22 protein-coding genes, 1 pseudogene and 1 riboswitch are annotated in these 26361 nt (G+C 71.3%); of the genes and pseudogenes, 16 read left to right on the plus strand and 7 right to left on the minus strand.

The features are described from left to right. Nucleotide 1 precedes the first annotated feature (1 nt). Nucleotides 2–982, plus strand: a complete 981-nt coding sequence (locus ACIBP6_RS15590) for a glycosyltransferase family 2 protein (RefSeq protein WP_397052600.1) — start codon at nt 2–4, stop codon at nt 980–982. Then, nucleotides 983–2245 carry a polysialyltransferase family glycosyltransferase gene (locus tag ACIBP6_RS15595; RefSeq protein WP_397052602.1) on the plus strand — a complete coding sequence of 421 codons (1263 nt, stop codon included), beginning with the start codon at nt 983–985 and terminating at the stop codon, nt 2243–2245. It begins immediately after the preceding gene. Here the strand turns inward: ACIBP6_RS15595 and ACIBP6_RS15600 are convergent. Both ACIBP6_RS15600 and ACIBP6_RS15605 read right to left on the minus strand, forming a co-directional pair. After that, complete coding sequence (locus ACIBP6_RS15600) at nt 2229–3410, minus strand: DUF6716 putative glycosyltransferase (RefSeq protein WP_397052604.1); 1182 nt, start codon at nt 3408–3410, stop codon at nt 2229–2231. The genes ACIBP6_RS15595 and ACIBP6_RS15600 overlap by 17 nt on opposite strands. Next, the gene (locus ACIBP6_RS15605; RefSeq protein WP_397052606.1) at nt 3407–4351 is read right to left on the minus strand and encodes a hypothetical protein; all 945 of its coding nucleotides are present in this window, start codon (nt 4349–4351) and stop codon (nt 3407–3409) included. Before ACIBP6_RS15605 ends, ACIBP6_RS15600 begins: the two co-directional genes overlap by 4 nt. A gap of 92 nt (nt 4352–4443) precedes the next feature. Between ACIBP6_RS15605 and ACIBP6_RS15610 the strand changes: the two genes are divergently transcribed. From ACIBP6_RS15610 to ACIBP6_RS15620, 3 genes are all read left to right on the plus strand, one after another. Then, nucleotides 4444–5265: an aldo/keto reductase gene (locus ACIBP6_RS15610; protein WP_397052608.1), complete on the plus strand. Its 822-nt coding sequence runs from the start codon at nt 4444–4446 to the stop codon at nt 5263–5265. Nucleotides 5266–5292: 27 nt separating this feature from the next. Next, on the plus strand, nt 5293–6246 hold the full coding sequence (locus ACIBP6_RS15615) for a Gfo/Idh/MocA family protein (protein ID WP_397052610.1): 954 nt from the start codon (nt 5293–5295) through the stop codon (nt 6244–6246). 382 nt (nt 6247–6628) lie between these two features. After that, nucleotides 6629–6767, plus strand: a riboswitch (cyclic di-AMP (ydaO/yuaA leader). Nucleotides 6768–6780: 13 nt separating this feature from the next. Next, on the plus strand, nt 6781–7488 hold the full coding sequence (locus ACIBP6_RS15620; RefSeq protein ID WP_397052612.1) for a CHAP domain-containing protein: 708 nt from the start codon (nt 6781–6783) through the stop codon (nt 7486–7488). Between the two features lie 377 nt (nt 7489–7865). On the opposite strand, the gene ACIBP6_RS15625 is transcribed toward ACIBP6_RS15620, so the two are convergent. Continuing rightward, complete coding sequence (locus tag ACIBP6_RS15625) at nt 7866–8399, minus strand: PadR family transcriptional regulator (RefSeq protein ID WP_397052614.1); 534 nt, start codon at nt 8397–8399, stop codon at nt 7866–7868. Nucleotides 8400–8493: 94 nt separating this feature from the next. On the opposite strand from ACIBP6_RS15625, the gene ACIBP6_RS15630 reads away from it, so the two are divergent. Further along, a complete protein-coding gene (locus tag ACIBP6_RS15630; protein WP_397052616.1) occupies nt 8494–9855 on the plus strand; it encodes a carotenoid oxygenase family protein in 1362 nt (453 codons plus the stop codon). A 148-nt stretch (nt 9856–10003) separates the two neighbouring features. Continuing rightward, entirely contained in the window at nt 10004–10441 is a 438-nt protein-coding gene (locus ACIBP6_RS15635; protein ID WP_397052618.1) for a YciI family protein, read from the plus strand. 185 nt (nt 10442–10626) lie between these two features. On the opposite strand, the gene ACIBP6_RS15640 is transcribed toward ACIBP6_RS15635, so the two are convergent. Next, nucleotides 10627–12504 (minus strand): DUF7507 domain-containing protein, encoded by a 1878-nt coding sequence (locus ACIBP6_RS15640; RefSeq protein WP_397052620.1) that lies wholly within the window; start codon nt 12502–12504, stop codon nt 10627–10629. Between the two features lie 448 nt (nt 12505–12952). Between ACIBP6_RS15640 and ACIBP6_RS15645 the strand changes: the two genes are divergently transcribed. Then, nucleotides 12953–14200 carry an RNA polymerase sigma factor gene (locus tag ACIBP6_RS15645; protein ID WP_397052622.1) on the plus strand — a complete coding sequence of 416 codons (1248 nt, stop codon included), beginning with the start codon at nt 12953–12955 and terminating at the stop codon, nt 14198–14200. 126 nt (nt 14201–14326) lie between these two features. Continuing rightward, nucleotides 14327–14938: a glyoxalase gene (locus ACIBP6_RS15650; RefSeq protein WP_397052624.1), complete on the plus strand. Its 612-nt coding sequence runs from the start codon at nt 14327–14329 to the stop codon at nt 14936–14938. 138 nt (nt 14939–15076) lie between these two features. Here ACIBP6_RS15650 and ACIBP6_RS15655 read toward each other — a convergent pair. Further along, nucleotides 15077–15328: pseudogene (locus ACIBP6_RS15655) on the minus strand (tRNA (N6-threonylcarbamoyladenosine(37)-N6)-methyltransferase TrmO); the annotation flags it as partial. A 163-nt stretch (nt 15329–15491) separates the two neighbouring features. On the opposite strand from ACIBP6_RS15655, the gene ACIBP6_RS15660 reads away from it, so the two are divergent. The 7 genes from ACIBP6_RS15660 to ACIBP6_RS15690 all read left to right on the plus strand — a co-directional run bounded on the left by ACIBP6_RS15660 (nt 15492) and on the right by ACIBP6_RS15690 (nt 23197). Next, entirely contained in the window at nt 15492–16313 is an 822-nt protein-coding gene (locus ACIBP6_RS15660) for a GrpB family protein (RefSeq protein WP_397052626.1), read from the plus strand. Between the two features lie 296 nt (nt 16314–16609). After that, nucleotides 16610–17932: an ABC transporter substrate-binding protein gene (locus ACIBP6_RS15665; protein ID WP_397052628.1), complete on the plus strand. Its 1323-nt coding sequence runs from the start codon at nt 16610–16612 to the stop codon at nt 17930–17932. Between the two features lie 60 nt (nt 17933–17992). After that, nucleotides 17993–18949: a carbohydrate ABC transporter permease gene (locus ACIBP6_RS15670; RefSeq protein ID WP_132617394.1), complete on the plus strand. Its 957-nt coding sequence runs from the start codon at nt 17993–17995 to the stop codon at nt 18947–18949. Then, entirely contained in the window at nt 18946–19776 is an 831-nt protein-coding gene (locus tag ACIBP6_RS15675; RefSeq protein ID WP_397052630.1) for a carbohydrate ABC transporter permease, read from the plus strand. Before ACIBP6_RS15670 ends, ACIBP6_RS15675 begins: the two co-directional genes overlap by 4 nt. After that, nucleotides 19773–21182, plus strand: coding sequence for a GH1 family beta-glucosidase (locus ACIBP6_RS15680; protein WP_397052632.1), 1410 nt, complete (start codon nt 19773–19775; stop codon nt 21180–21182). The genes ACIBP6_RS15675 and ACIBP6_RS15680 overlap by 4 nt, the downstream gene beginning before the upstream one ends. Further along, nucleotides 21163–22161, plus strand: a complete 999-nt coding sequence (locus ACIBP6_RS15685) for a LacI family DNA-binding transcriptional regulator (RefSeq protein WP_132617400.1) — start codon at nt 21163–21165, stop codon at nt 22159–22161. Before ACIBP6_RS15680 ends, ACIBP6_RS15685 begins: the two co-directional genes overlap by 20 nt. Nucleotides 22162–22189: 28 nt before the next feature. Beyond that, a complete protein-coding gene (locus ACIBP6_RS15690) occupies nt 22190–23197 on the plus strand; it encodes a phosphotransferase family protein (RefSeq protein WP_397052634.1) in 1008 nt (335 codons plus the stop codon). Here ACIBP6_RS15690 and ACIBP6_RS15695 read toward each other — a convergent pair. Continuing rightward, complete coding sequence (locus ACIBP6_RS15695; RefSeq protein WP_397052636.1) at nt 23141–25375, minus strand: M64 family metallopeptidase; 2235 nt, start codon at nt 25373–25375, stop codon at nt 23141–23143. The genes ACIBP6_RS15690 and ACIBP6_RS15695 overlap by 57 nt on opposite strands. Nucleotides 25376–25444: 69 nt before the next feature. After that, nucleotides 25445–26329, minus strand: coding sequence for a 2-hydroxy-3-oxopropionate reductase (locus tag ACIBP6_RS15700; RefSeq protein WP_397052638.1), 885 nt, complete (start codon nt 26327–26329; stop codon nt 25445–25447). Between the last annotated feature and the right edge of the window lie 32 nt (nt 26330–26361).

A 26361-nucleotide genomic window follows, 5' to 3' on the forward strand; every position in this document is an offset into this window, starting at 1 on the left:
TTTGACCACCCTCTCGGTCGTCGTGCCGGTGCGGGACGGCGAGCGGTACATCGCCGACGCGCTCACCTCGCTGTGCCGCAACGCCCGGCACGACTTCGAGTTCATCGTCGTGGACGACGGGTCCGTGGACGGCACCGGTGAGGTCGTCGCCGACTTCGCCGGTGAGCTGCCCGGGCTGACCGTGGTGCGCAACCCCTCCCCCGTGGGGCTGGCGGACGCGCGCAACACGGGCCTGTCGGCCGCGACCGGCCGGTACGTCACGTTCATGGACGGCGACGACTGGCTCGCCCCCGGTTACCTGACACGGCTCGTCGAGGCCATCGACGGGCTCGGCTGCGACTTCGTCCGCGCCGACCACGTGCAGGTCGAGGGCCGTAAGCGGGTCGTGCACCGCGCGCCGGCGGCGCGGCGGGGCGCGGTGCTCGACCCCTGCGACGCCATCCTGCCCGCCGACGTGCGGACCATGGTGGACTACCCGTACGCCTGGGCGGGGATCTACCGGCGTTCGCTCGGCGACCTGCTGCGTTTCCCCGGCTCGCTGCACACGGCGGAGGATCGGCCGTGGATCTGGCGGCTGCACCAGGAGGCGGCCTCGTTCGCGGTGGTGTCGCTGGCCGGGGTGTTCTACCGGCGGATGGTGGCGGGGTCGCTCACCCAGGTGGGGGACGAACGCCAGCTGCACTTCTTCGACGCCTTCGAGCTGGTCTTCAAGGACGTGGAACCGCGCTTCCTGCCCAAGGCGGTGCGGAACTTCTGCGCGCTGCTCGGCCACCACCTGGAGCTCGGCGACCGGTTCACGCCGGAGCTGCGCGCCCGCTTCGAGGAGCGCGGCGCGCAGATGCTGCGCGCGCTGCCGGTGGAGCTGGTGGCCGGCTCGGTCGCGCGGATGTCCGCGGAACGTGAAGCCGCGCTGCGGCCTGTGCTGCCCGACCTGCCCCCCAGCCCGCACGTCCGGGTCCGCCGGGACCGGGAGGAGACGTAAATGAAGGTCTTCTACGCCTCGACGCTGTTCGGGGTGATGTCGCTGGCGGCCGCCATCGACGACGGCCGGTTCGGCGACGGCCGCCGCGTGCTGATCGTGTCGAACAACGCGGCCGTCCCCGAGGTGGCGACGCCGCTGGAGCAGACCCCCGGCTTCGCCGTGCTGCGCTCGCGCTTCGACGAGGTGCGTTCCTGGAACGAGCTCATCGCGCCGCTGCACCCGTCCGACTGGCGGGCCCGCGTCATCGAGGTGCCGATGATGGAGCGGCTGCTGCGCGCGGTGTGGGGGCTGGAGGACGTCGAGGAGCTGGTGCTGGAGTCGATCGCGGTGGCGCCGGCCCGCACGATCGCGGGGCTGGTGCGCGACTGCCCGATCTCGGTCTACTCCGACGGGCTGATGAGCTACGGCCCCACCCGCGACCCGCTGCCGGCTGAGATCTTCCGCCGCATAGAACGGCTCATCCACCTCGACCTCGTGCCGGACCTGACGCCGCTGCTGCTCAGCGAGTACGGCGTCGCCCCCGAGGTGCTGCCCGCCGAACGGTTCCTGGCGGTCGTGGACGAGGTCACCGCGACCGCCCCCGACATGCTGGCCGGGCAGGCGCTCATCCTCGGTCAATACCTGTCGGCGCTCGACATCGTGACGCCGGAGGAGGAGGCCGGGCTGCACGACACGATGCTCGCGGCGCTGGCCGCCCGCGGCTACACCAGCGTCGTCTTCAAACCGCACCCGGCCGCCGGGCGCCGGCACGCCCAGCTCATGCGGGCCGCGGCCGACCGGATCGGGGTGCGGCTGGCGGTGGCCGGGGAGAGCGTGCCGGCCGAGGTGTGCTTCGCCGCGCTGCGGCCCGAGCTGGTCACCGGCTGCTTCTCGACCGCGCTGGTGACGGCCCAGCGCTATTTCGGGCTGCCGGTCGCCTCGTACGGCACCGAGCTGGTGCTGGAGCGGCTGACGCCGTACGAGAACAGCAACCGGATCCCGGTCACGATCGTCGACGCCCTGCTGCCCCGGCTGTCGGACGAGGGGCACATCGACCGGCCGCCGGCCGTCGACCTGCCCGCGCTGGTGCGCGCGGTCGGCTACTGCATGCAGGCCGACGCCTATCCGGACCTGCGGCCGGCGGAGATCGCGTTCGATCCGCGCTACTTCAAGCGCAAGCGCCTTGAGGCGCTCGGCTTCGCCGTCCCGGCGGCCAGGGCCGAGCCGAAGCCCAAGCCCGGCGCGCTCAGCCGGATCGGCAGGAAGCTCAGGTCAGCGCTTTGAGGTAGCGGCGCACGCGGCGCTTGGCCCGGTATCCCACCCGCAGCATCTTCGGCGGGACCTCCACCCGGAGCCGGGCCCTGCGCCGCGCGGCCGCGTGCTCGGGCCCGTCGAGCAGCGACCTGGCCGGCGTGCGCGAGTGGGAGATCACCAGGCCGGTCAGCAGCCCCGTCCAGTCACTGCGCTCGGCGGGGTGGAAGTAGTTGGCGGCGCACCACGCCGGCGAGGCGGTGTGGAACCTCCCGGCGGCCAGGTCGTCGAGCGTGCCGAGCAGGCCGCTGTCCTCGAACACCAGGTTGATCATCTCGGCGTTGACGCCGAAGTCGCTGAGCACCAGCGTCGGCACGCCGAGCGCGATCGCCTCCAGCGCGGCCGTGGAGCTGACCGTGACGAACCCGGCCGCCCGCGTGAGCTGGTCGTGCATCGACCCGGTGGCGAACTCCACCCGGCCCGGCTCGCCCATCTCCCGCCACAACCGCTGGTAGTGGAAACGTTCCTTGTGCGTCTGGCGCTCGTCCTCCAGGGCGCGGAGCTTGACCACGACGTCGAGGTCGGGGCGGGCGGCGGCCAGCTCGGCGAGCACGCGCAGGATGCTCTCGCGCTGCTCGCGCGGGCGCGGCACCTTGGCCTGGGTGGCGAACACCACCCGGTTCCCGCCGCGCGCCGGCGCCTCGAAGGCGGGCCCCGCGGGGCGCAGGAACGGCAGCCGGGCCAGGCCCACCGCCCCTCCCCCGCCGAGCCGGGCGGCGATCTCGGAGAACTCCGCCACCTCGCGCTCGCTGTGCACCACGAACAGGTCGCAGCCGCTGCGGAACAACCACGCCTTCTCCGTCGCCGGCACCGAGATGCCCGGCAGCCCGCTGACGAACACCGGCCGCGGCCGCAGGCCGGCCAGCACGTCGGCCACCAGGATGTCCACGACGGGGCCCGTGCAGGCCACGAGGATCACGTCGGGCCTGGTCCGTTCGGCCAGCCGCCGCACGGAACGGGCCGACAACACCGGCGGCGCCGGGCGCCCCTGCACGGCGGCGGCGATCTGCTCCCCCGAGGGGGCGATCGGCGTGCGCACCACGGCCAGCTCCGTCACGCAGCCCGGGGGCAGGTCACCGAGCAGGCAGGCCGCCCACTTCAAGTACGAGTCGGAGTCGGCGACCGCCAGCACTCTCACCCAGACACTCCAGTCAAATGTGATCGCAGGGCGGGGGCCGCCCTGCTGGTCCACCAGTCATCGGGAACGTCCACGGGCTCGACGGCGACACCGCGCGGGCTGAGCAGCACCCGCAGCGAGGTGATCGCGGTCGAGGGCAGGCTGAGCACCCGCTGCCCGGCGTCGAGGCCGCGCAGCGTCAGCTCGGCGGGCGCGCCGGCGTCGTGGACGGTGATGCCGGGACTCTCCCGGATCAGCGCGACGTCCACGGGGTCCTCACGGCGGTGCGGGTAGTACGCCAGCGGCTCGCGCGCGGCCAGGTCGGTCAGCCAGCGCAGGTAATGGTCGCGGTGCACCAGACCGTTGCGAACGAGCGAGGTGCCGAGTACGACCGTGCGCTCGGCGGGCCCCTCGGCGCTCAGCGGCTGGGCGCGCAGCCAGGCGAAGTCGTGCCGGACGAGCTCGACGCCGGCCCGGCGGACGGCCGCCTCCAGCTCGGCCTCCACCGGCAGGGCGGTGAAGACCGACACCCTGCTCGCACGCAGCCGCAGCGCGGCGGCCAGACCCAGCGCGGCGCGCAGGCGGCCCGCCTCCGCGCGGGCGCGCAGCAGCGGCCGGTACGGGCCGTCCGCGATCAGTTCCAGCAGCCGCAGCGTGGCCAGCCCGTCGTCCACGATGACGACGCGGCCGGGCTTGGACAGCAGCCAGCGCAGCTGGACACGGCCGGAGAAGGCGTCGCCCACCGCCTGCACACGCCGGGGCATACGCTCGCGCGGCTCGCTCAGCACCAGCCCCTCGGGCAGCCCGAGGCGGCGCAGCTCACGCCGCGTGGCCTTCAGGGCCCGCAGCCCCGCGCGCGGCACGATGGCCGTCGCAGGGCCGAGCAGCCCGGCATGGTGGGCCTCGACGGCGCACAGCATCTGGAGCGGGGACTCCACCCAGGCCGACGCCTGTTCGACCACTCCTGCCCTCCAGTCGATGGCCCGTTCACGACCGCTTCAAGCTAGCCCCACCGCCTTAAGCGGCCAGAAACGCGACATGAACAATGGAGGGTATGAATTCGCTGCTGCTGAACACCGACGGCGTCCAGATCCCGCAGCTCGGCTACGGCGTCTGGCAGGTCCCCGCCGACGAGGCCGAGCAGGCCGTCGGCCTCGCCCTGCGGGCCGGCTACCGGCATGTCGACACCGCCGCCGCCTACGGCAACGAGGAGGGCGTCGGGCGCGCGGTACGCGAGAGCGAACGGCCGCGCGAGAAGGTGTTCGTCACCACGAAGCTGTGGAACTCCGACCACGACCGCGCCGAGGCCGCCTTCGACGAGAGCCTGGAACGGCTGGGCCTCGACTACGTCGATCTCTTCCTCATCCACTGGCCGGTGCCGGCCCAGGACAAGTACGTGCAGGCCTGGCGCGCCCTGGAGAAGATCTACCGTGACGGGCGCGCCAAGGCCATCGGGACCTCCAACTTCACGATCGAGGCCCTCACCCGGCTCATGAACGAGACCGACATCACCCCGTCCATCAACCAGATCGAGCTCCACCCGTACTTCCAGCAGCGCGAGATGCGGGCCTTCCACGAGGCCAACGGCATCCTGACGGAGGCGTGGAGCCCCCTCGGCTCGGGCCGCGGCCTGCTGGAGGACCCGGCGCTGGAACTGCTGTCGCGCAAGTGCGGCAGGACCCCCGCGCAGATCGTGATCCGCTGGCACCTGCAGATGGGCCACGTCGTCATCCCCAAGTCCGTGACCCCCGCCCGGATCAAGGAGAACATCGGCGTCTTCGACTTCGTCCTCGATCAGGAGGACATGGCCGCCATCAGCGCGATGAACCGCGGTCAGCGCCTCGGACCCGACCCCAACGCCTTCAACATGACCTGATTTTTACCTCGGTGTACGATTTTCCGCGTGCGAGACTTCACGTGGGGAATTGCGGCGACCGGCGGCATCGCCCGCACCGTGGGCGCGGCCATCGTGGCGGAGCCGGGGATGCGGGTGGCCGCCGTCGGCTCCCGCGACCTCGGCCGGGCCCAGGTCCTGGCCGCCGAGCTGGGGGCGGAGTCGGCGTACGGCTCCTACGAGCAGCTGTGCGCCGACCCGAACGTGGACGCGGTCTACGTGGCGACTCCCCACGCCCAGCACCTGCAGGTGGCCGAGGCCGCGATCGCGGCGGGCAAGGCCGTGCTCTGCGAGAAGCCCCTGGCCGCCGACCTCGACGACGCCGAGAAGATGGTGCGCCTGGCACGCGAGGCGGGCGTGTTCCTGATGGAGGCCATGTGGATGAGGTTCAACCCCCTCGTCCAGCGCCTGGCCGCCGACCCGCGCTTCGGCGACATCCGCTCGGTGCAGGCCAGCTTCGGGTTCTCGCTGCCGTACGACCCCGCGCACCGGCTGTGGGCGCCGGAGCTGGGCGGCGGCGCCCTGCTCGACCTCGGGATCTACCCCTTCGGGCTGGCCCAGCTGCTCATGGGCATGCCCACGGGGCTGCACGTCACCGGATCCCTCGCGCCCAGCGGGGTTGACGCGGAGGCGGCCGGCGTATTGCTCTACCCCGGCGGCAGACACGCCCTCGTGGCCACCTCGTTGCTCGGGAATTACCCCAACCAGGCCTGTGTTGTGGGTACGCAGATGCGGGCGGACATCCCGGCGCCCTTCTGGGCGCCACAGCGGATCGTCCTCTCCGGCCCCGGCATGGAGCCGGAGGAGCACGTGCTCGATCCGGCGGACAACGGTTACGCCGGGGAGCTGCGCGAGGTCCGCGCCGCAGTGGCCGAGGGCAGGACCGAATCCTCGATCATGCCCCTTGACGAATCCCTGGCCATGCTGGGGCTTCTGGCCGACGCCCGCGGGCAGCTCGCCTGACGGGCACTTCATGAGGCTGAGCCGACCGGGGTGTTGCACTGCCCCCGTGGCGCACACGGTCTCGTGGAAATCTCGTTGCCGGGGAATTACCCCGGCGCGAGCCTGGTTGTACAGAACCGGACGCGGGACATCCCGGCGCTCTCGTCAGTGCCTCATCCGCGTCGCCGCAGGCCCAAGGCCCGATCGATTTGCCGATCTTGCGCCTTGACGCATCCCTTGCCATACCGGGGGTTCGGGCCGACGCCCGAAGGCTTTTCGCCTGACTGGGCCTTTATGGAGTTGTAATCCCCTTGCCCCATGTATTACCTTGTGGGGCATCTTGCGGCGAACGTCCGGTTTGTCCGGCGTTGTCCGACCATCGCACGACACATCTCACAGGATCGTCCTGTGACCGCTGAATCCGCCTTCGGGCGGAACCGGGGACCCAAGTCCTTTCGGGGCGAATCGGCACTTCGGTGCCGTAGGGCAGCTTCCACGCCCGAGCCCGTCAGCTAACCCGGTAAGCGGCATGGAAGCAAGGAGTAAACCCGCTCGATGGCCAAGCACCGTATTCTCGCTGCCTCGAAGAAGAACATCGCCCGTGCCGCTCTGGGCACGTCCGTCCTCGCCACGGTCCTCGGCGGCACCGCCGTAGCGAACGCCGAAGCCACGACGGCGCCGGTCAAGACCGCCACCGCGGCCGTCACCGCCAACCACCCGGACAACGCCCAGAAGCCGGCCGGGAAGAAGTCCGAAGAGACCAAGGTCAGCGTCACCGCCCAGCAGGTCCTCGACCTGGCCAGGTCCCAGGTCGGCACCTCCGAGAACTCCGCCGGCGGCGGCACGCCGTACCAGAAGTGGTACGCCGCCTCGCAGCGCGCGGCCGAGACCATCGACCGTGACGGCGGCAACCGCGCCGCTTACCTGAACGCCCCGTGGTGCGCGATGTTCGTGTCCTGGGTCGGTGAGCACTCCGGCGCCCGTCCGGCCATCGGCTGGGACGCCTACACCGTCACCTACGCCAAGTGGTTCGAGAAGAACGACCGCTGGGGCACCAAGGTGCAGCCCGGCGCCGTGGTCTTCTTCTCCTGGAGCGGCAGCAAGGACCTCGACGACATCAACCACGTCGGCTTCGTCGTGAAGGACAACGGCGACGGCACGATCTCCACGGTCGAGGGCAACACCGGCAACGGCAAGGTCGAGGAGCGCGTCCGGCCGAAGTCGCAGGTCGTCGGCTACGGCTACCCGCAGTACGCCGCCTGACCGGTTCCCCCGCGAGGCGCGTGTCCCCCGTACGAGGGGACGCCGCCCACTCCCACCGAAGCGCACGTCCCCCCATCACGGGGATGTGCGCCTCTCCCCCGACATGAAGCCCGCGTCCCACACCAACGGGACGCGGCGCTCTCTCCCCCCGCAGAAGCGCGCATTCTCCGCACGCACGGAGCGCGCTCTGCTCCCCCATACAAGCGCCCGCCCCCGGGCGGGCGTCCCCCGCACAAGCGCGCGTTCCCGTACCACGGGGACGCGCGCTTGCGCGTTCTCGCGGTGTCGCCCGGCTCAGGCGAGGAGAAAAACGCGCGGGTGACCGCTGCGGGGTCGTTCTCCATCGGGACGTGGCGGCCCCCTGGATGCGCACGAGCCTAGCGGCGGTCCGCCTTGTCGAGTTCGCCGAGGGCCCAGACGGCCCAGTCGCGGGAGGCTTCGTACTGGCGCAGGCCGTAGCCGGCGGCGAGCCAGCCGAGGGCCAGGCGGCCCTCGCCGGAGATCGGCGTCTCGCCGGACACGGCGTCCCTGATCCGTTCGAGCTCCCGCTCGCTGCGGGCGGCGATCGCGTGGAGGATCTTCCGGGCGTCGGCGGAGTCGAGCGCGGACAGCAGGAAGAGCCTCAGCACCCCCTCGTTGCGCACCGCGCCGCCCTCCCACGGCTCCAGCAGCCACGCCCGCAGCTCGGCGAGCCCGGCGGCGGTGATGGTGTGGACGCGGCGGCCCCGCGCGCCTTCCTCGGCGCTCTCGATCAGGCCCTCGTCGGCGAGGCGGGCCAGCTCCGGATAGATCCGGTTGTGCCCGGCCTGCCAGGCATAGTGGCCGAGGTCGCCCTCGAACTCCTTCGCCAGCTCGTATCCGCTCGCGGGCCGCTCCGCCAGCAGACCGAGCAGTGCGTATCGCAGCGCCATGCCGCCGATCTTATCACCTCCAATTGGATATATCCGTATTGACATGTCCAATTGGAGAGGTAAGACTCCAGGTCATCGCCGAGAGGAGTTCGACATGACTCAGACGCCCGTCTACATGACTGGCCACCTGGCCCCGGTGGCAGACGAGATCGACGCCGCCGACCTGCCCGTGACCGGCACGCTGCCGCCCGAGCTGACCGGCCGTTATGTCCGCAACGGCCCCAACCCGCTGCCGGGCGAGGTGCCCGACCACTGGTTCTTCGGCCACGGCATGCTGCACGGCGTACGGCTGCGCGACGGCCGCGCCGAGTGGTACCGCAACCGGTGGGTCCGCACGGGGTATCTCGCCGGCCGGCCGGAGGTCACGCCGGACGGCACCCGCGACCTGTCCATCGTGTCCGCGAACACGCACGTCATCCAGCACGCGGGCCGCATGCTCGCGCTCGAGGAGGGCGGCCTGCCGTACGAGGTCACGCCGGAGCTCGACACGGTCGGCGCGCATGATTTCGGCGGGCGGCTCAGCACCGCCATGACCGCGCACCCGAAGCAGGACCCGGTGACCGGCGAACTGCATTTCTTCGGGTACGGCGCGTTCGCGCCCCACCTGACCTACCACCGGCTCGACGCGTCGGGCGAGCTGGCGTACAGCCGTGAGATCACCGTCCCCGGGGGCACGATGATGCACGACTTCGCCATCACCGAGCACCACGTGGTCTGGCTCGACCTGCCGCTGACGTTCCGGCCGGAACTGGCCGGCAAGACCATGCCGTACCAGTGGGACGACGGGTACGGCGCGCGCCTCGGCGTGATGCGGCACGACCGGCCGGACGCCCCGGTGCGCTGGTTCGACGTCGATCCGTGCTACGTCTTCCATGTCGGCAACGCCCACGAGGACGCCTCGGGACGCATCGTGCTCGACGCCGCCCGCTACGCCCGCGCCGACTTCACCGCCGTGTGGAACACGGCCGGCAGCACGGACGACCCGGCGGGACCGGCCGCCGCCGCGGCCGCCTCCCCCTCCGGCGCGGCCCGGCTGCACCGCTGGACGCTCGACCCGGCGACCGGCGCGGCCGGTGAGCAGGCGCTGGACGACCGCGCGGTGGAGTTCCCGACGTTCGACGACGAACTGGTCGGCCGCGGCTCGCGCTACCTGTACGCCGTCACCGGCACCGAGATCGTCAAGTACGACCTGTCCGGCGGGGCGGTGACCGGCCACACACTGCCCCCGTGGACGGTCACCGGCGAGGCGGTCTTCGTGCCCGCGACCTCAGGGCCGCGCAGGGAGGACGACGGCTGGCTGCTCTCCATCACCACCACGGCCGACGGGAGCGCGTCCCGGCTGCTCGTGCTCGACGCCTCCGACCTCGCCGCCGGGCCGGTGGCGGCCGTGGACCTGCCGCGCGGCGTCCCGGCGGGGTTCCACGGCAACTGGTTCGCCGACGAGCCCGCGTCCTAGCCGGGTCGAAGGGTGGCGGGCCGGAACCGGGTCGAGTACCTTCTCCGGAATCGGCCAGATTTTTCCGCGGGACGTGTCGATCCGCCCGCCGGTCGTTCGACGCGTTGACGAGCCCGCCCGAAGGCGGCGGACGAAGGAGACGACACCGATGAAGTTCATGATCGTGGGCAAGGCCAGCGCGGAGACCGAGGCCGGGGCGCTGCCCAGCCAGGAGCTCGTGGACAACATGCACGCCTACAACGAGGAGCTGGCCAAGGCGGGGGTCCTGCTGGCGGCCGAGGGGCTCTACCCCAGCTCGGAGGGAGCGCAGATCGCCTACAGCGGTGGCCGGTCGAAGGTCATCGACGGGCCGTTCGCCGAGGCCAAGGAGCTGATCGCCGGGTTCTGGCTGATCCAGGTCAAGTCGCGCGAGGAGGCCGTCGAGTGGGCCCTGCGCGTGCCGGTCCCGCCGGGGCACGAGGGGATCGGGCTCGACGTGTGGCGCGTGTTCGACGCCTCCGACGTGCCGGACGAGTCGCTGCCGCCGGAGGAGCTCGACCGCGAGAAGGCCCTGCGCGAGCGCCTCGGCGCCGACGGGACCTCCTAAGGCAGGCGGACGTGGCACGGCGCATCGGCGGTGGCGTCGAAGGCGGGCGGCGATGACGTAGTGATGACGTGGTTCTGTCAGGGCCGTCGCCCGCCCAGGCTCGGCCGGAGCGGACCCTCCGTACGGGAAGGGACGACTCCCGTGGACCCGGGCGGCCGGCGGCTATCGGGAAAGGCCGGACATCGTCAGGGCGTCGGCCGCTGTCGTGAGGTGGTCGTCACTCCTCGATGTCGTGCAGCGGCCGCAAGGCCGGTCGAATCGACGATGCTCATGCGGCTCTCGCTCCGGCCCGCGTGACCACACTCCCGTTTCGTGCCGTGGTGCGGTTTCTTCCCCGGCCGGCAGTGATGCGGCTTCTGCACCACGCGAATCGTGGCCGTGGCTGTGGCGGAGGCCAGGTCTCCGGCTCTGGCCACCGCGGTGTTGGTGATGGAGAAGCGGCAGCCGTGCCGCTCGCACTCGCTCGCCGTGCCTGCCGGCACGATGAAGGTGCCCCTGCAGGTCGTGGCGGCTCCGGGGGCCAGCGTCGTGGTCCGGCACCTGACCCGCGTCACGTGGCTGTCCTCGATCCGCACGTCGTTCACCGTGCTGGTGGAGTTGTTCGTGACGACGTATCGGTAGACGACCCTGTCCCCTGGGCGGTACGGACGGGAGTCGCCGACGCTCTTCACCAGGTCGAGCGCTCCCTCTTCCTGCTCCGCGACCTCGATCGTGACCTGTGACGGCGGCGAGGTCACCTCGGTCGTGTCCGCCATGCCGGTGGCGGTGGCGATGTTGGTGACCGAGCCGCGCGCGGCGTCCTCCTCGGTGACGACGTAATCGCCGAAGCAGACGATGCTCGCGCCCACGTCCAGGGTGGTGGGCTGCGGCCCGCAGTCCGCCACGCCGGCCACGTCATCGTTCACGGCGAGATCGGTGATGTTCATGTTGCCGGGGTTGGTCACCTCGTACGCGTAGGACACGGTGGTGCCCACCGGCACGGGGTCGGGCGGCGAGCCCCCGGCGACACGCTTGGTGAGGGTCAAGGCCGGTTGTTCCAGGGCCGGGCGGACGACGACGTTGCGAATGAGGTGGACGTCGGTGAAGAGACCGGTCGAGGCGGCGAACCCGAACTTGTACGTCGAGGGGACCGGTGTGGGCGCGGGCGTCGACAGCACCTGTTGCATGCCGTCGCCGTCGTTGAAGTCGATCGAGACGGTCAGCACGGGGTCGGGCACCGGGGTGATCCGCACGTTCACCGTGCGGCGTGACACCTCCAGCGCGGCCTGCGCCTCCTGCGGGTCGTCAGGCAGAGCCGTCGTGGGTCCGTGCAGTTGTCCCGGCAGCGTCGAGGGCCACGGGCCGGTGGTGGTGAAGTTGCTCGTGGTGGCGGTCAGGAAGCAGTAACCTTCGATCCCGTCCCCGGGCCCTCGTACCGTCACCATGTTGGACCCCGGAGCCGGGTCGCGGAATTGCGTGCCGGCGGGTGAGCGCTCGGCGCAGCCGCGGCCACGCTGCTCCCAGTCTCCGAAGTAGTTGCCGAGGACGTCGAGGCCGACGCCGACGTAGCCCTGGTTGACGCCGGGTTCGAACGGGTTCGCGGGATCGTCGTCCGGTAGTTTCTGCGCGTATCCGAGGCTGCCGCCGAAGGCGCCGGGCCGGTCCAGCGTGGCGGCGCCGTCGATGAGGAAGAAGGAGATGCCGTCGGCGGGCACCGGCGAGGTGTTGCCGTACTGCCACTGCTCGAAGGTCACGTCCAGGCCTTGTTCGGCCGAGATCGCCTCGTTGTAGAGGACGGCTGCTGTCTGGTCGTTGTCGGCGCTGGTCAGCTGGAGGTAGCCGTGCGGTGCTGCGCCGGTGGGCGGCACGGGACCCGCGGCGTTCTCCGGGCATCCGGCGAGCGGGTGGCTGCCCGGCCCGGGAGGTGGGGCGGCCGGTGCCCCGGTCAGGCAGGCGGATCCCACGGCCACGAACCCGGGGATCGCCGTGGCTCCCGTGAAGTCTTCCTCGACCAGCGGCACCGGCTGCGCCGCAGCCGGCTGGGCCGGTAGGAGCGTGGCCGGCGCCATGCCCAGGAGAAGCATGCCTGCCATGGCGGCGCGCTTGGGGGCGGATTCGCCGATTCTCGATCGAGCAGTATCAGATCGTGTCTTCACAGACACTGAACGTAGTCAGATGTGCCGGAGAACTGCTTCATCGACATAGCAAACTATCGGCCACAAGGACGGCCGTCCGTCCCATGGTGCGGGCAGTCCTGGCTTCGGACCACGACGACCTCGCACACCTTCTTGCGAAGGACCGACCCGATCGAGCCCTGGAGCCCGACGCGCGGGGGTGAAGGGCCATCGGTGTGGTGCCGGCGGCCGTCCGGTCGGCACAGCAAGGTGCACGACCCAGCCGGCGACCGCGTTCGCCGGTACGCGCACCCCAGCAGGGCGTTCAGGCACCGTCCGACCAGGCGCAGGCCGCATGACCCACAGGACATGCCCGGGACGGGTTGCGGGGGGCGGGCCGGGCTGGTCTCATGGGCCGGTGACGGCTTCCGACACCCATCGTGCCATCGAGGCGGTTTGGCGGATCGAGGCGGCCCGGCTGATCGCCGGGCTCGCCGGGCTGGTGCGCGACGTCGGCCTGGCCGAGGAGCTGGCGCAGGACGCGCTGGTGGCGGCGCTGGAGCAGTGGCCGGAGTCCGGCGTGCCGCGCAACCCCGGCGCGTGGCTGATGACGGTGTCCAAGCGCCGCGCCATCGACCTCATCCGCAGGAACGAACGCCTCCAGCGCAACCTCGCCGAGCTGGGCCACCGTCTTGAGCACCGTCTTGAGACCGGGGAGGGGCAGCCCGAGCCCGACGAGATCGAGGACGACCTGCTGCGGCTGGTGTTCACCGCCTGCCATCCCGCGCTGAAGACGGACTCGCGGGTGGCGCTGACGCTGCGGGTGCTGGGCGGGCTGACGACCGACGAGATCGCCCGGGCGTTCCTCGTCCCGGAGCCCACCGTGGCGCAGCGGATCGTGCGCGCCAAGCGGACCCTCGCCGACGAGCGGATCCCGTTCGAGGTGCCGCAGGGGGCGGAGCTGGCCGGGCGGCTGTCCGCCGTGCTGGAGGTCATCTATCTGATCTTCAACGAGGGCTACTCGGCGACGGCCGGCGACGACTGGATGCGTCCCGCCCTGTGCGAGGACGCGCTGCGGCTCGGGCGGGTGCTGGCCGGCCTGATGCCGAAGGAACCCGAGGTGCACGGCCTGGTCGCGCTCATGGAGATCCAGGCGTCCCGGTCGGCGGCGCGCGTGGGGCCGTCCGGCGAGCCGGTCCTGCTGCTGGAGCAGAACCGCGCCCGCTGGGACCGGCTGCTCATCCGGCGTGGACTTACCGCCCTCGACCGGGCCGAGGAGCTGTCGGGCACACGCGGCCCGTACACCCTGCAGGCCGCCATCGCCGCCTGCCACGCCCGCGCGGTCAACCCGGAGGACACCGACTGGATGCGGATCGCCGGCCTGTACGAGGAGCTGGCCAGGATGTCGCGCTCCCCCGTGGTCGAGCTCAACCGCGCCGTCGCCCTGTCGATGGCGTACGGCCCCGCGGCCGGCCTGCACCTCGTCGACCAGATCGTGGACGAGCCGTCGCTCAAGGGCTACCACCTGCTGCCGAGCGTACGCGGCGACCTGCTGTTCAAGCTGGGACGCCGGGAGGAGGCGCGGGCGGAGTTCGAGCGCGCCGCCGCGATGACCCGCAACGCCCGCGAACGCGACCTCCTGGAGCAGCGCGCCGCCGCCTGCTGACCGTCCGGCGTCTGGGCGCCGGTGGACGTCGGTCCGGCCGTGCCCGGACAGCACGCGGAACGGCCCCGCCGGACCGGTCAGAAATCGAGAAGCGCGCCTCACCGATTGTCACTTAGCGTGACAGCCATGCCTTCCATCGACTTCGTCACCCTTGAGGTGCCCGATCCCGCGGCGGCCGACCGCTTCTACACCGCTGCCTTCGGTTCGCTCGCCTGGTTGCGCCTGCGGGCCTCGGCGGCACCGACGACCGGCTTCCGCGGGTTCACGCTGTCGCTCGTCGTGTCCCAGCCGGCCACCGTCAACGGCCTCATCGGCGCCGCCCTCGACGCCGGCGCCACGCCGTTGAAGCCGGCCGCGAAGTCGCTGTGGGGCTACGGCGGCGTCGTCCAGGCCCCGGACGGGGCCATCTGGACGGTCGCGTCCTCGGCGAAGAAGGACACCGGCCCGGCCACCCGGCGGATCGACGAGATCGTGCTCCAGCTCGGAGTCGCGGACGTGGCCGAGAGCAAGCGGTTCTACGTCGAGCGCGGCCTCGCCGTCACCAAGAGCTACGGCCGCAGGTACGTCGAGTTCGCCAGTTCGCCGAGTCCCGTGAAGCTGTCGCTCTACAAGCGTCGTGCCCTCGCCAGGGTCGCCGGCGTCGCTCCCGACGGCACCGGGTCGCACCGGCTCGCCATCGGCGGCGATGCCGGGCCCTGCACCGACCCGGACGGCTTCGTGTGGGAGTCCAGGCCTTAGCGCGCCGCGTCCAGGACCGGTTTCACTTCGACGATCGGGGTGCCGTCGATGGCCTCGAGATCGGCCACCCGCACGAAGCCCGTCGATCGCGAGCACCCGGACCCGATGGAGACCGAGGGGATGGGGCCGGCCGGAAGAACGGGTGCTGAAGACGCCGGTCAGCGGGTTCCGCGGGTCGTCGCGCGGATGCACGGCCGGCACGGATCGGTCGGCGAGGTGCGGCCAAGTGAGGACGAACACCTCATCGCCGACCGCGAGATCGCGAATGCCGTCGGCCATCGAGGGATCGAACGTCAGCCAGGCGTCCGGAGCGCCCTCGACGCCCTGCTTCGGAGCGCTATCCGCCAAGGACGACCGCACGACTCCGATCGGACGAATTTCGTACGCCATGACTCCTCCGTACCGTGACTCGACCCGACGCGCCAGAGCGTTCGATCACGTCTTCCTCGCGCTCGGCCCCGCGCCGCCGCGATGACCCGCGACGCCCGTGCCCTCAGGGAGCAGCACGCCGCCGCCTGCTGACATGCCCGGCGACGGGTGGCACTGTGAAACCGTGGACGGGCTGAAGGTGGCGGTGACGGGATCGGACGACGCGGCGGCACGTGAGGTGGCGGACCGGCTGGCCGAGCTGGCGGCCGGCGCGCCGGTCGCCGTCGCCTTGGTGCCCGCCCCAGAACCGGGCGCGCACCACCTGGTGGTCGGCGTGGCCGTGCCCGAGGAGGACGGCACGGTCGACGTACGGGTGTCGCGGTCCGGCGAGGCGGTGCGGGAGCTGTGGGAGGGCCGCATCGCGCCGTTCGCCGGCAATCTGGCGCGGCGCAGGCGCGCGCCCCGCAGGCAGCAGGTCGTGCTCACCCAGCCGGACCCGACGTGGCCCGCCCAGGCGGCCCGGCTCAAGGCGCGCCTGGCCCGGGTGCTGGGCGAGCGCGCCAGGCGCATCGACCACATCGGCTCGACGTCCGTGCCCGGGATGGCGGCCAAGGACATCATCGACCTTCAGGTGGTGGTCGACGATCTGGCGACGGCCGTCGAGGCGGCGGCGCTCAGTCACGAGGCGGGATTCGTCCACGTGGCGGGCCCCTTCTACGGCATCGACCGGCACGGGACTCATCACGACGAGCAGGTCGCCGTGGACGCCGATCCCGGGCGGCCGGTCAACGTGCATGTCCATCCGGTGTCCTCGCCGATCTGGGCGGAGATGCTGCTGCTGCGCGACTGGCTGCGGGCCGATCCGGCGCACCGGCGCGAGTACGAGGCGGTGAAGCGGGAACTTGCCGCCCGCCCCGGCCATGACGTCAACGACTACAGCCTGGACAAGATGCCGTGGATCAGCCGGGCCCTCGGCCGCGCGCAGGCGTGGGCCCGGCGGGCCTGACCGCGGATCCGACCACGGGCAAGGCCGCGGGGTGCGGGCGACATGCCCTCGAAGCACCACAAAAGACACCTCTTGCGATGGGAGCGCTCCCAGCAAGCTCTTTGCGCCATATATCCTCCAAAATCCGGAATCACAGCACTAAATCGCGCCATTGGTAACGGTTGCGTTTCGCGGGATTGACGGCTGGACACCACGAGTGCACCCTTTGTGGGAGCGCTCCCAAAGTCCCACCGCGGCGGAGCGCAGCCGCGGTGCGCTTCTCCCCACGTTCACCCGAGAAGGGGTCCAACCCAATGATGAGCAGCAAGCGTCGCGGCCTGACCGCGGCCTCGGCCCTGGCCGCGGTCGTGCTGGCCGTTACGTCCTGTGGTTCCGGCGGCGGTGCTGATTCCGGCGCTCCCGCCTCCTCCGGGCCGGTCACGATCCGCGTGCAGACGTTCGGCGGCGGCGCCAACTTCGGCTACAAGAACGCCATCGCCAAGTGGAACGCCGAGCACAAGGACATCCAGATCAAGGAAGAGCACCTCACCGACCAGTTCGAGCAGCAGTACTGGCCACAGATGATCCAGTGGCTGACCTCGGGCACGGGGGCCGGTGACGTGGTGGGCATCGACGAGGGCGGCATGGGCCTGGCCAAGGCGCACCCGGAGTGGTGGGCCGACCTGAAGGAGTACGGCCTGGAGTCCCGCAAGGCGGACTTCCCCGCCTGGAAGTGGGAGAACGGCGTCGCCCCCGACGGCAAGCTGTTCGGCCTGGGCACCGACATCGGCGGCATGAGCCTGTGCTACCGCAAGGACCTGTTCGAGCAGGCCGGTCTGCCCGGCGACCGCGACGAGGTCAGCGCCCTGTGGCCCACCTGGGACGACTTCATGAAGGTCGGCCAGCAGTTCCAGTCGAAGGTCAAGGACACCAAGTGGACCGACGGCACCAACACGCTGTACCAGGTGGTGCTGTACCAGGAGGCGGCGAAGAACGGCAACGTCACGTACTTCGACCAGCAGAACACCCTCATCCTGGACAAGAACCCGGCGGTGCGCACGGCCTTCGACTTCGCGCAGAAGATGAGTCAGCAGGGCCTGACCGCCAAGCTGCGCAACTTCTCCGACGAGTGGGCGGCGGGCACCCAGCGGGGCGCGTTCGCCACGGTCGGCTGCCCGTCCTGGATGCTCGGCACCGTCAGCGGCAACGCGGGTGACGCCGGCAGCGGCAAGTGGGACGTCGCCTCTGTTCCCGGCGGGGGCGGGAACTGGGGCGGCTCCTGGCTCGCCGTGCCGGCGCAGTCGAAGCACCCGAAGGAGGCGGCCATGGTCGCCGACTACCTGACGCAGGCCCAGACCCAGGCGAGCGTCTTCGCCGACTTCGGCAACATGCCGAGCAACACCAAGGCCCAGCAGGACCCGGCGGTGCAGGGCGCGAAGAACGAGTACTTCAACGACGCCCCCATCGGTGAGATCTTCGCCAAGTCCGCCGCCGACCTCCAGCCGGTCTTCCTCGGCGTGAACCACACCCAGGTCAAGAACGCCGTCGAGGCGGTCATCCAGGGCATGGACGACGGCTCGGTCCCCTACGACCAGGCGTGGCAGCAGCTGGTCGACGACGCGGCCAAGGCCGCCGACTGATCCCCGGCCCGGCCCGTTCCCAGGGGGCGGGCCGGGCTCACTGCCGCCGAAAGGTCTGTGATGAGTCTCGACACCCTTCCGCGGGCGTCGCGGAGCCCTCAGCGCCGCGCTCAACCGCCCGGCCGCCGCTGGCGTTCCCGCCTGGACGTCAAGGCGATGCCGTACGCCCTGGTGTCCCCCTATTTCCTGTTGTTCGCCGCCTTCGGGCTCTTCCCGCTGGCGTTCACCCTCTACTACTCGCTGCACGACTACGACCTGGCGGGGGGCAGCGAGTGGACCGGGCTCGGCAACTACGCCTCGCTGCTGGCCGACGACGACTTCTGGAACGCCGTGGTCAACACCATCGGCATGTTCGTCATCGCGACCGTCCCGCAGATGCTGCTGGCGCTGTTCCTGGCCAACGCGCTGAACAAGCGCTTCCGCTTCCGCCTGGCGATCCGGATGAGCGTGCTGCTGCCGCTGGTCACGTCGGTGGTCGCGGTCGCGGTGGTCTTCACGCAGCTGTACGCGCGTGACTGGGGCCTGGTCAACTACCTCCTCAGCTGGTTCGGCGTGGAAACCACGAACTGGCGGGCCGAGCGCATCCCGTCGTGGATCGCCATCGCCACCATGGTCGACTGGCGCTGGACCGGCTACAACGCGATCATCTTCCTGGCCGGCATGCAGACGATCCCGCGCGACCTGTACGAGGCCGCCGCGATCGACGGCGCCTCCCGGCGCCGGCAGTTCTGGCAGATCACGCTGCCGATGCTGCGCCCGACCATGATCTTCGTGGTGCTCAACTCCACGATCGGCGGCCTGACGCTGTTCTCCGAGCCGACCACGTTCTACAACGGCAACGTCGACGGCGGGTCGCAGGGCCAGTTCCAGACGGTGGCCATGTTCATCGTCAAGCAGGGCTTCCGCGAGTTCGACTACGGCTACGCCGCCGCGGCCGCCTGGCTGCTGTTCCTGCTCATTCTCATCGGCGCGCTGGTCAACTTCCTGGTCGTGCGCCGGATCGGGGGAACGAAGTGACCAACTGGTCGCCGACCATCCTCACCAGGGTCATGCTGGCGATCGCCGTCTTCGTGTCGGCGTTCCCGCTCTACTGGATGCTGGTGATCGCCTCGCGCACGAACGCGGACGCGGTGGCGGTGCCGCCGCCGTTCCTGCCGGGCGGCAACCTCGGCGAGAACATCATCGCGGTGCTCAACAACGAGGACGCCAAGTTCCTGCTGGGCCTGACGAACTCGTTCATCGTGGCGAGCGTCGTCACCGTCTCGGTCGTCGTCATCTCGACGCTGGCCGGCTTCTCGTTCGCCAACCTGCAGTTCAAGGGCAAGAACGTGCTGCTGGTGCTCGTGCTGCTGACGATGGCGGTGCCGCTGCAGCAGATGGGCGTGGTGCCGCTCTACCGGCTCATGGTCGACCTCGGCTGGACGGGCACGCTGCAGGCGGTCATCCTGCCGTACCTGCTCAACGGGTTCGGGGTCTTCCTGATGACGCAGTACACCCGCCAGGCGGTGCCGATGGAGCTGGTCGAGGCGGCCCGGGTGGACGGCGCCGCGACGCTGCGCATCTGGTGGAACGTGGTGCTGCCGGCAGTACGCCCCGGCATGGCGGTGCTCGGCATCAACACGTTCATGCTCATGTGGAACGACTTCATGTGGCCGCTGATCGTGCTCACCCCGGACAACCCCACCGTGCAGATCGCGATCACCTCGCTGAACGCGCGGTTCTCCACCAACTACACGTTGATCTTCGCTGGGACGGCGTTGTCCATCATTCCGCTCATCGCAGTGTTCATCCTCTTCGGCCGGCAGATCGTCGGCGGTCTCATGGAAGGTGCGGTCAAGGCGTGACGACACAAGAGGAACAGACGCGGGCGGGGCTGCGCTTCCCCGCGGGGTTCGCGTGGGGCGCGGCGACCTCGGCGTACCAGATCGAGGGGGCGGTCGCGGAGGACGGGCGCGGCGCCTCCATCTGGGACACCTTCACCAGGACGCCCGGCCGCATCCTGGGCGGGCACCACGCGGACGTGGCCATCGACCACTACCACCGCTATCGGGAGGACGTCGCCCTCATGGCGCGGCTGGGCCTGTCGGCCTACCGCTTCTCGGTCTCGTGGCCGCGGATCCAGCCGGGCGGTTCCGGCCCGGTCAACTCCAAGGGACTCGACTTCTACAAGCGGCTCACCGACGAGCTGCGCCGGCACGACATCGACCCGTGGCTGACCCTCTACCACTGGGACCTGCCGCAGGAGCTGGAGGACGCCGGCGGCTGGCCCAACCGCGACACGGCCTACCGTTTCGCCGAGTACGCCGCCGCCGTGCACGAGGCGCTGAAGGACCACGTGCACACGTTCAGCACCGTCAACGAGCCGTGGTGCGCCGCGTTCCTCGGTTACGCCTCGGGCGAGCACGCCCCGGGGCGGCGCGAGCCGGAGAACGCGATCAGGGGCGCGCACCACCTCAACCTCGCCCACGGCCTGGCCGTCCAGGCGATGAACGCCCGGCGGGTCGGCGGCTGCGTGAACCTGTACGCCATCACGCCCGCCACCGGCAGCGAGCGCGACCTGGACGCGGCCCGCCGCATCGACGGACTGCAGAACCGGTTCTTCCTGGACGCCCTGCTGATGGGCCGCTACCCGGAGGACGTGCTCGCCGACCTGAGCATGGAGCTCGACTTCATCGAGCCGGGCGACATGAGGACCATCGGCGCGCCGATCGACGTGCTGCTGGTCAACTACTACAGCCGCTTCACCGTGTCGGGCGAGCCGGGCGGCCGGGCCTCGGCGGCGGCGGCGCCCACCGACTCGGCCTCGCCGTGGGTGGGCAGCGAGCACGTGTCGTTCGTCAGCGGCGGCCGCCCGGTCACCGCGATGGGCTGGGAGATCGACGAGGGCGGCCTGGTGGAGATCCTCACGCGGGTGGCGCGGGAGTACCCGCCGATCCCGATGGTGATCTCCGAGAACGGCGCCGCCTTCGACGACGTCCTGGTGGACGGGCGGGTGCACGACCCGGAGCGGGAGGCGTACGTGCGGGCGCACCTGGCCGCCTGCCGCCAGGCCATCGACCTGGGCGTGCCGCTGGAGGGCTATTTCGCCTGGTCGCTGATGGACAACTTCGAGTGGGCGTGGGGCTACGGCAAGCGGTTCGGCCTGGTCCGCGTGGACTTCGAGACCCAGGAACGGCTGCTGAAGGACAGCGCGCTCTGGTACGCGGAGATCATCCGGCAGAATAGGCGCCATGAACCGACCGACTCTTGAGGCAGTCGCGGCTCGGGCCGGGGTGGGCCGGGGCACGGTGTCGAGAGTCATCAACGGCTCGCCGAACGTCAGCGCCAAGGCCCGTGAGGCCGTGGAGCTGGCCATCCGCGAGCTGGGCTACGTGCCCAACCGCGCGGCGCGGGCGCTCGTCACGCGCCGCACCGACACGGTGGCGCTGGTGGTGTCCGAGTCGCAGTATCGGGTCTTCGACGAGCCGTATTTCGCCGGCACGATCCGCGGCATCGGCTCGGCGCTGGCCGAGACCGGGCTGCAGCTCATCCTCGCGATGGCGCGCACCCCGGAGGAGCACGAGCGACTCGAGAACTATCTGACGGGCCAGCACGTCGACGGCGTGCTGCTGCTGTCGCTGCACGGCGCCGACCCGCTGCCGGGCAGGCTGGAGGAGATGGGCGTGCCGACCGTGCTCGGCGGCCGGCCCGTCGGCCTCGACCCCTACAGCTACGTCGACATGGACAACAGGGCAGGGGCCCGGCAGGCGGTCAAACACCTGCTGGGCCTCGGCCGTTCCCGCATCGCCACGATCGCCGGTCCGCAGGACATGGGGGTGGGCGTCGACCGCCTGGCGGGCTACCGCGACGCGGTGCTGCCCTCGGGCCTGCCCGAGCTGGTGGCCTACGGCGACTTCTCCGAGCACAGCGGGGCCGTGGCGATGGCCGCGCTGCTGCGCGAGCATCCCGGTCTCGACGCGGTCTTCGCCGCGTCCGACCCGATGGCGCTGGGCGCGATGCGGGTGCTCAAGAACGGTGGCCGGGCGATCCCGGGTGACGTGGCGGTGATCGGGTTCGACGACTCCAAGGCGGCGGTGCACGCCGACCCGCCGCTGACCACCGTCCACCAGCCGACCGAGGCGATGGGCCGGCAGATGGCCCGGCTGCTGGTGGCCCGCATCCACGGCGAGGAGCTGCGCCAGCCCGTGGTGATCCTCGACACCCACCTGGTGCGCCGCGAGTCCGCCTGACCGAGAGCCCGACCGAGGGAAGGTGTCTGTGGAGAGCAGGACGAAGCGCCGCTTGTCCGGCGCCGAGCTGGACGCGCTGATCCGGCGGGCGCTGGGCACGGGGGTGGAGGCCGCCACCGAGCTGACCGACGGCTACGCCAACGCCGTCTGGCGGCTGCGGCTCGGCGACGGGCGCGAGGTGGTGCTCAAGCTGTCGCCGCCGCCCGACCTCGACCAGCTCAGCTACGAGCGGCATCTGCTGCGCATGGAGGCCGCCGCGATCGGCCTGGCGCTGGAGGCGGGCGTGCCGGTGGCGCCGCTGCTGCGGGCGGGCTTCGACGATCCGGTGCTGGGCGGCGACTACCTGCTGCTGGCCGCGCTCGACGGGGTCTCGTGGAACGACGTGCGCCCCGAGAAGGCCGAGGAGCTGCGCCGTGAGCTGCGCCGTGAGCTGGGCCGCCACCTGGCCCGGCTCAACGGGGTGACGGGCGAGGTGTTCGGCTACCCGCACGCCGGGATCGTGGGCGCCACGTGGCGGGAGGCGTTCCTCGCGATGGCGGCGGCGCTGCTCGGCGACACCGAGCGCTATCCGGCGCCGCTGCCGCTCCCGGCCGCGGAGCTCATGGCGGTGTTCGAGGCGGCGGCGCCCGCGCTGGACGAGGTGACGACGCCGCGGCTGGTGCACTTCGACGTCTGGCCGGGCAACGTCTTCCTCGACCTGAGCGGCCCGCCGCGCATCCAGGCGATCATCGACCACGAGCGGGCCTTCTGGGGCGACCCGCTCGCCGAGTTCGTCACTCCGACGATCTTCGGCGAGCTGGCGGAGGACGACCCGTTGCTGGCCGGCTACCGCGAGGTGACGCCGCTGGAGCTGACCCCGTCGGCGCTGACCCGGATCGACCTCTACCGCGCCTACCTCTACCTGATCCTGCTGATCGAGAACGGACCCCGGCAGTACCCCGAGCAGGAGTACGCCAGGGTCCGCGACCTCGCGATCAGCTCACTGGGCCGGACGCTGGACCGCCTCGTACGCGCGTCCGCGGGGGCCCTGGGGTAGGTCGCCCGCGCACTGCCCGGCGCCCTTGACCGTGTTCGGCACGCCGAGGTCCGCCGGGGCGGGCGTGTTGCCGCCGCAGAAGAGCGCGCCCCTGACCGTGCTGCCCGCCAGGATGGGCGCCGTGTTGCCGGTCAGCGTGACGGCGCCCTTCACCTCCGCGCCCACGACGGCGAGGGTGCGGGCGCCGTCGACGCTGACCGCGCCCGTGACCGAGGTCTTGAGCAGGTGGACGGCCTCGGGGGCGGTCGCGGTGAGCGTGCCGGTGATCCGGCCGCCGTCCACCACCAGCGAGGCGCCGCGCTTGACCGTGATCGGGCCGGTGACCTGGGCGTCGTCGAGGCAGGTGACGCCGTCCGCGACGGTGAGCGGGCCGCGGTGGGCTGTGGTGACCGTGCGGGTGCAGGCCGGGGGCGGGGCGATGGTCGTGACGGTGAAGCTCTTCGCCTCGCCGGGGTTGCCGGCGGCGTCGATCGAGCGGTACTCGATGGTGTGCCGGCCGCGCGGGAGCTTGCCGTACACCAGGGAGTCGATCTCCGTGCCCTCCTCGGTGAACGTCCACGGCAGCTCCGAGGAGGTGGGCCAGCCGAAGTAGTTGAACCAGCCGTCGCCGTCCACCCGCGACTCCGAGACCACGTAGCCGTCCTGGTCGTCGTCGCCGGTGAGCCGCATCGTGAACGGGCCGTTGTAGACGTAGGTGTCGCCCGAGCCGGCGAGGGGCTGCGACAGCTCGTAGCCGGTGGCGGGCGGGGTGGCGTCCACCGTCCAGGTCAGGCTGCGCCCGCCGAGGGCCGCGGTGAGCGTGTGCGTGCCGGGCGGCAGGTCGATCGCGCCGAGGTCGAGGTCGGCGCCCTGGTACCGCTTGCCGTCCAGCGTCCAGGTGACCTCGGGGACGGTCGTGGCCGGGTGGGTGGTCTCCACGTACACGACGTCGGCGCGGCCGACCGGGTGGCCGGTGGGGGTGGAGGAGACGAACGCGGGCGGGGCGCCGTCCGGCGGGGTGGTGAGCGCGGTGTCGACCGTCCAGGTGCGGGTCCTGGTGATCGCGTCGCGGATCGCCGGGTCCCGGACGAACTCGGTCGGGTCGGTGACCGTGGCGGTGACCGTGTGCGTGCCGGGCGCGAGGTCCAGCGTGCGCAGGTCGAGGGTGTCGCGGTCGCCGGGGAGTTCCTCGCCGTCCACGCTCCAGGTGGTGGTCAGCGAGTGGCTGACGGGACGCATCGGCTCGACCCACAGCACGCGGTCGGCGCCGACGGGGGCGTCCGTGGGCGTGGAGTCCTGGATCACCATGGTCTTCGCGGTGATGCGCCGCACCATGACCTCGCGGCCGATCTGGTCGAAGTAGTAGCCGAGGGTCTTCATGATCGAGTGCTCGCTCGGCCGCCACACGCCCTTGGTGGCGTACAGGCCGCCCTCGTAGCGGCCGATCGGGCCGCCCGACTCGCTCGGCTCGCCCAGCCAGCGCCACCATTTGCGGCGCTCGTCGAGCATCTGCTGCTCGGTGAGCAGGGTGTGGTGGGCGCTGGACGGCTCGGCGCCGGTGTAGGTGCCGCCGGGGACGCCGCGCTGGTAGTAGTCGTACTCGTCGTCGAGGCCGCCCAGGGAGTGGCCCAGCTCGTGCGGGCTGATCAGCGCCGACATGCTGTTGCTGCCCGAGGCGGTGGCGTACGAGCCGCCGGCGCCGCCGTAGGTGGCGCTGTTCGCCAGGGCGAGGATCTGCCGGTTGCCGGACGTGGTGCCGGCGACCAGGCTCGCGTAGCGGTTGGCGGCGGAGTTGTCCATGGTGATCAGGCGCTGGACGCTGCCGGGGTTGCAGCCGCCCCAGAAGCCCATGCTGAGCGGGGTGTTCTTGCGCGGCGCGTCCAGGCCGGGGTCGCAGCTGACGCCCGACTCCCTCGAGACGATGTCGACGCGGTAGACGTTGATGTAGTTCCGGTACGACTTGAACGGCTCGATCGACCACATGACGTTGAGGTGGCGCTCGGTGTCGGACCGGAACTTCTCCTGCTCGGCCTCGGTGTAGCCGTCACCCAGCACGATGAGGTTGAACCGTTTCGCCGGGCTTCCGGTCACCTGCACGGGGACGACCGTGGCCGCCCCCGGCTCGGCTTCGACTTCGGCGGATGCGACCGCCGGGGATAATGTGGCAGCGGCCAGCACAAGAGCCGCAAAAATACGCATGTGATGCACTATCCGGCAAGCTGGCCAAGCGTCAGTCTCGATTCGATCACGCCTGGGGCATCGCGGCCGTCACTCCCGCAGGCGGCCCGAGAGGCGTTCGACGCCGCGCAGCAGCGCCGAGTGGTCGAGGGCGCCGTCGCCGGCCGCGTTCGCCGCCGCCACCAGCTGGGCGACCAGGGCGGCCGACGGCAGGGCGACCCCGGCCTCGCGGGCGGCCGACGTCACGATGCCCAGGTCCTTGTCATGCAGGGCGAGACGGAAACCGGGCTCGAAGGAACGCGTGACCATGTTGGCGCGCTTCTGGGCGAGCACGGCGGAGCCCGCCAGGCCGCCGGCGAGCACGTCGAGGGCGGCGTCGAGGTCGACGCCGTGCGCCTCCAGAAAGACGACCGCCTCGGCGAGCGCCTGCAGGTTGGCGGCCACGATGAGCTGGTTGGCCGCCTTGACCGTCTGGCCGGAGCCGCTCGGGCCGACGTGGACGACGGTCTTGCCCACCGCGTCGAAGACGGGCCTGGCCGCCTGGAAGTCGGCCTCCTCCCCGCCGACCATGATGGACAGCGTCGCGTTCCTGGCGCCCGCCTCGCCGCCGGAGACGGGGGCGTCGAGCGGGCGCAGGCCGCGTGCCCGCGCCGCGCCGGCCAGCTCGGCGGTGACGTCGGGCCGGATCGTGGAGAAGTCGATGATCAGCGCGCCCGGCTTGGCGTGGTTGAAGACACCGTCGATGCCGGTCAGCACGTCGCGGACGTCGGGCGAGTCGGGCACCATGACGGCGACGACCTCGGCGTCGACGACCGCTTCGGCGATCGTCGACGCGGCGCGCCCGCCCGCCTCGACGAGCGGGGCGGTCTTGTCCGGTGTGCGGTTGTAGCCGGTGACGGTGTGGCCCGCCCGGACCAGGTTCACCGACATGGGGCTGCCCATGATGCCGAGGCCGATGAAGGCGATGGTGGTCACGAGGTGAATCCGTCCTGTCGTGGAGTCCGGTC

It is taken from the genome of Nonomuraea terrae, assembly GCF_044465245.1.
GTDB classification, from domain to species: domain Bacteria; phylum Actinomycetota; class Actinomycetes; order Streptosporangiales; family Streptosporangiaceae; genus Nonomuraea; species Nonomuraea terrae.

What these genes read in the sequence shown, in the direction of transcription:
- ACIBP6_RS15595 (WP_397052602.1), top strand. Translation starts at nt 983, where the DNA reads ATGAAGGTCTTCTACGCCTCGACGCTGTTCGGGGTGATGTCGCTGGCG.
- ACIBP6_RS15610 (WP_397052608.1), top strand. Translation starts at nt 4,444, where the DNA reads ATGAATTCGCTGCTGCTGAACACCGACGGCGTCCAGATCCCGCAGCTC.
- ACIBP6_RS15620 (WP_397052612.1), top strand. Translation starts at nt 6,781, where the DNA reads ATGGCCAAGCACCGTATTCTCGCTGCCTCGAAGAAGAACATCGCCCGT.
- ACIBP6_RS15625 (WP_397052614.1), bottom strand. Translation starts at nt 8,399, where the DNA reads ATGGCGCTGCGATACGCACTGCTCGGTCTGCTGGCGGAGCGGCCCGCG.
- ACIBP6_RS15630 (WP_397052616.1), top strand. Translation starts at nt 8,494, where the DNA reads ATGACTCAGACGCCCGTCTACATGACTGGCCACCTGGCCCCGGTGGCA.
- ACIBP6_RS15635 (WP_397052618.1), top strand. Translation starts at nt 10,004, where the DNA reads ATGAAGTTCATGATCGTGGGCAAGGCCAGCGCGGAGACCGAGGCCGGG.
- ACIBP6_RS15640 (WP_397052620.1), bottom strand. Translation starts at nt 12,504, where the DNA reads ATGCTTCTCCTGGGCATGGCGCCGGCCACGCTCCTACCGGCCCAGCCG.
- ACIBP6_RS15650 (WP_397052624.1), top strand. Translation starts at nt 14,327, where the DNA reads ATGCCTTCCATCGACTTCGTCACCCTTGAGGTGCCCGATCCCGCGGCG.
- ACIBP6_RS15665 (WP_397052628.1), top strand. Translation starts at nt 16,610, where the DNA reads ATGAGCAGCAAGCGTCGCGGCCTGACCGCGGCCTCGGCCCTGGCCGCG.
- ACIBP6_RS15670 (WP_132617394.1), top strand. Translation starts at nt 17,993, where the DNA reads ATGAGTCTCGACACCCTTCCGCGGGCGTCGCGGAGCCCTCAGCGCCGC.
- ACIBP6_RS15685 (WP_132617400.1), top strand. Translation starts at nt 21,163, where the DNA reads ATGAACCGACCGACTCTTGAGGCAGTCGCGGCTCGGGCCGGGGTGGGC.
- ACIBP6_RS15695 (WP_397052636.1), bottom strand. Translation starts at nt 25,375, where the DNA reads ATGCGTATTTTTGCGGCTCTTGTGCTGGCCGCTGCCACATTATCCCCG.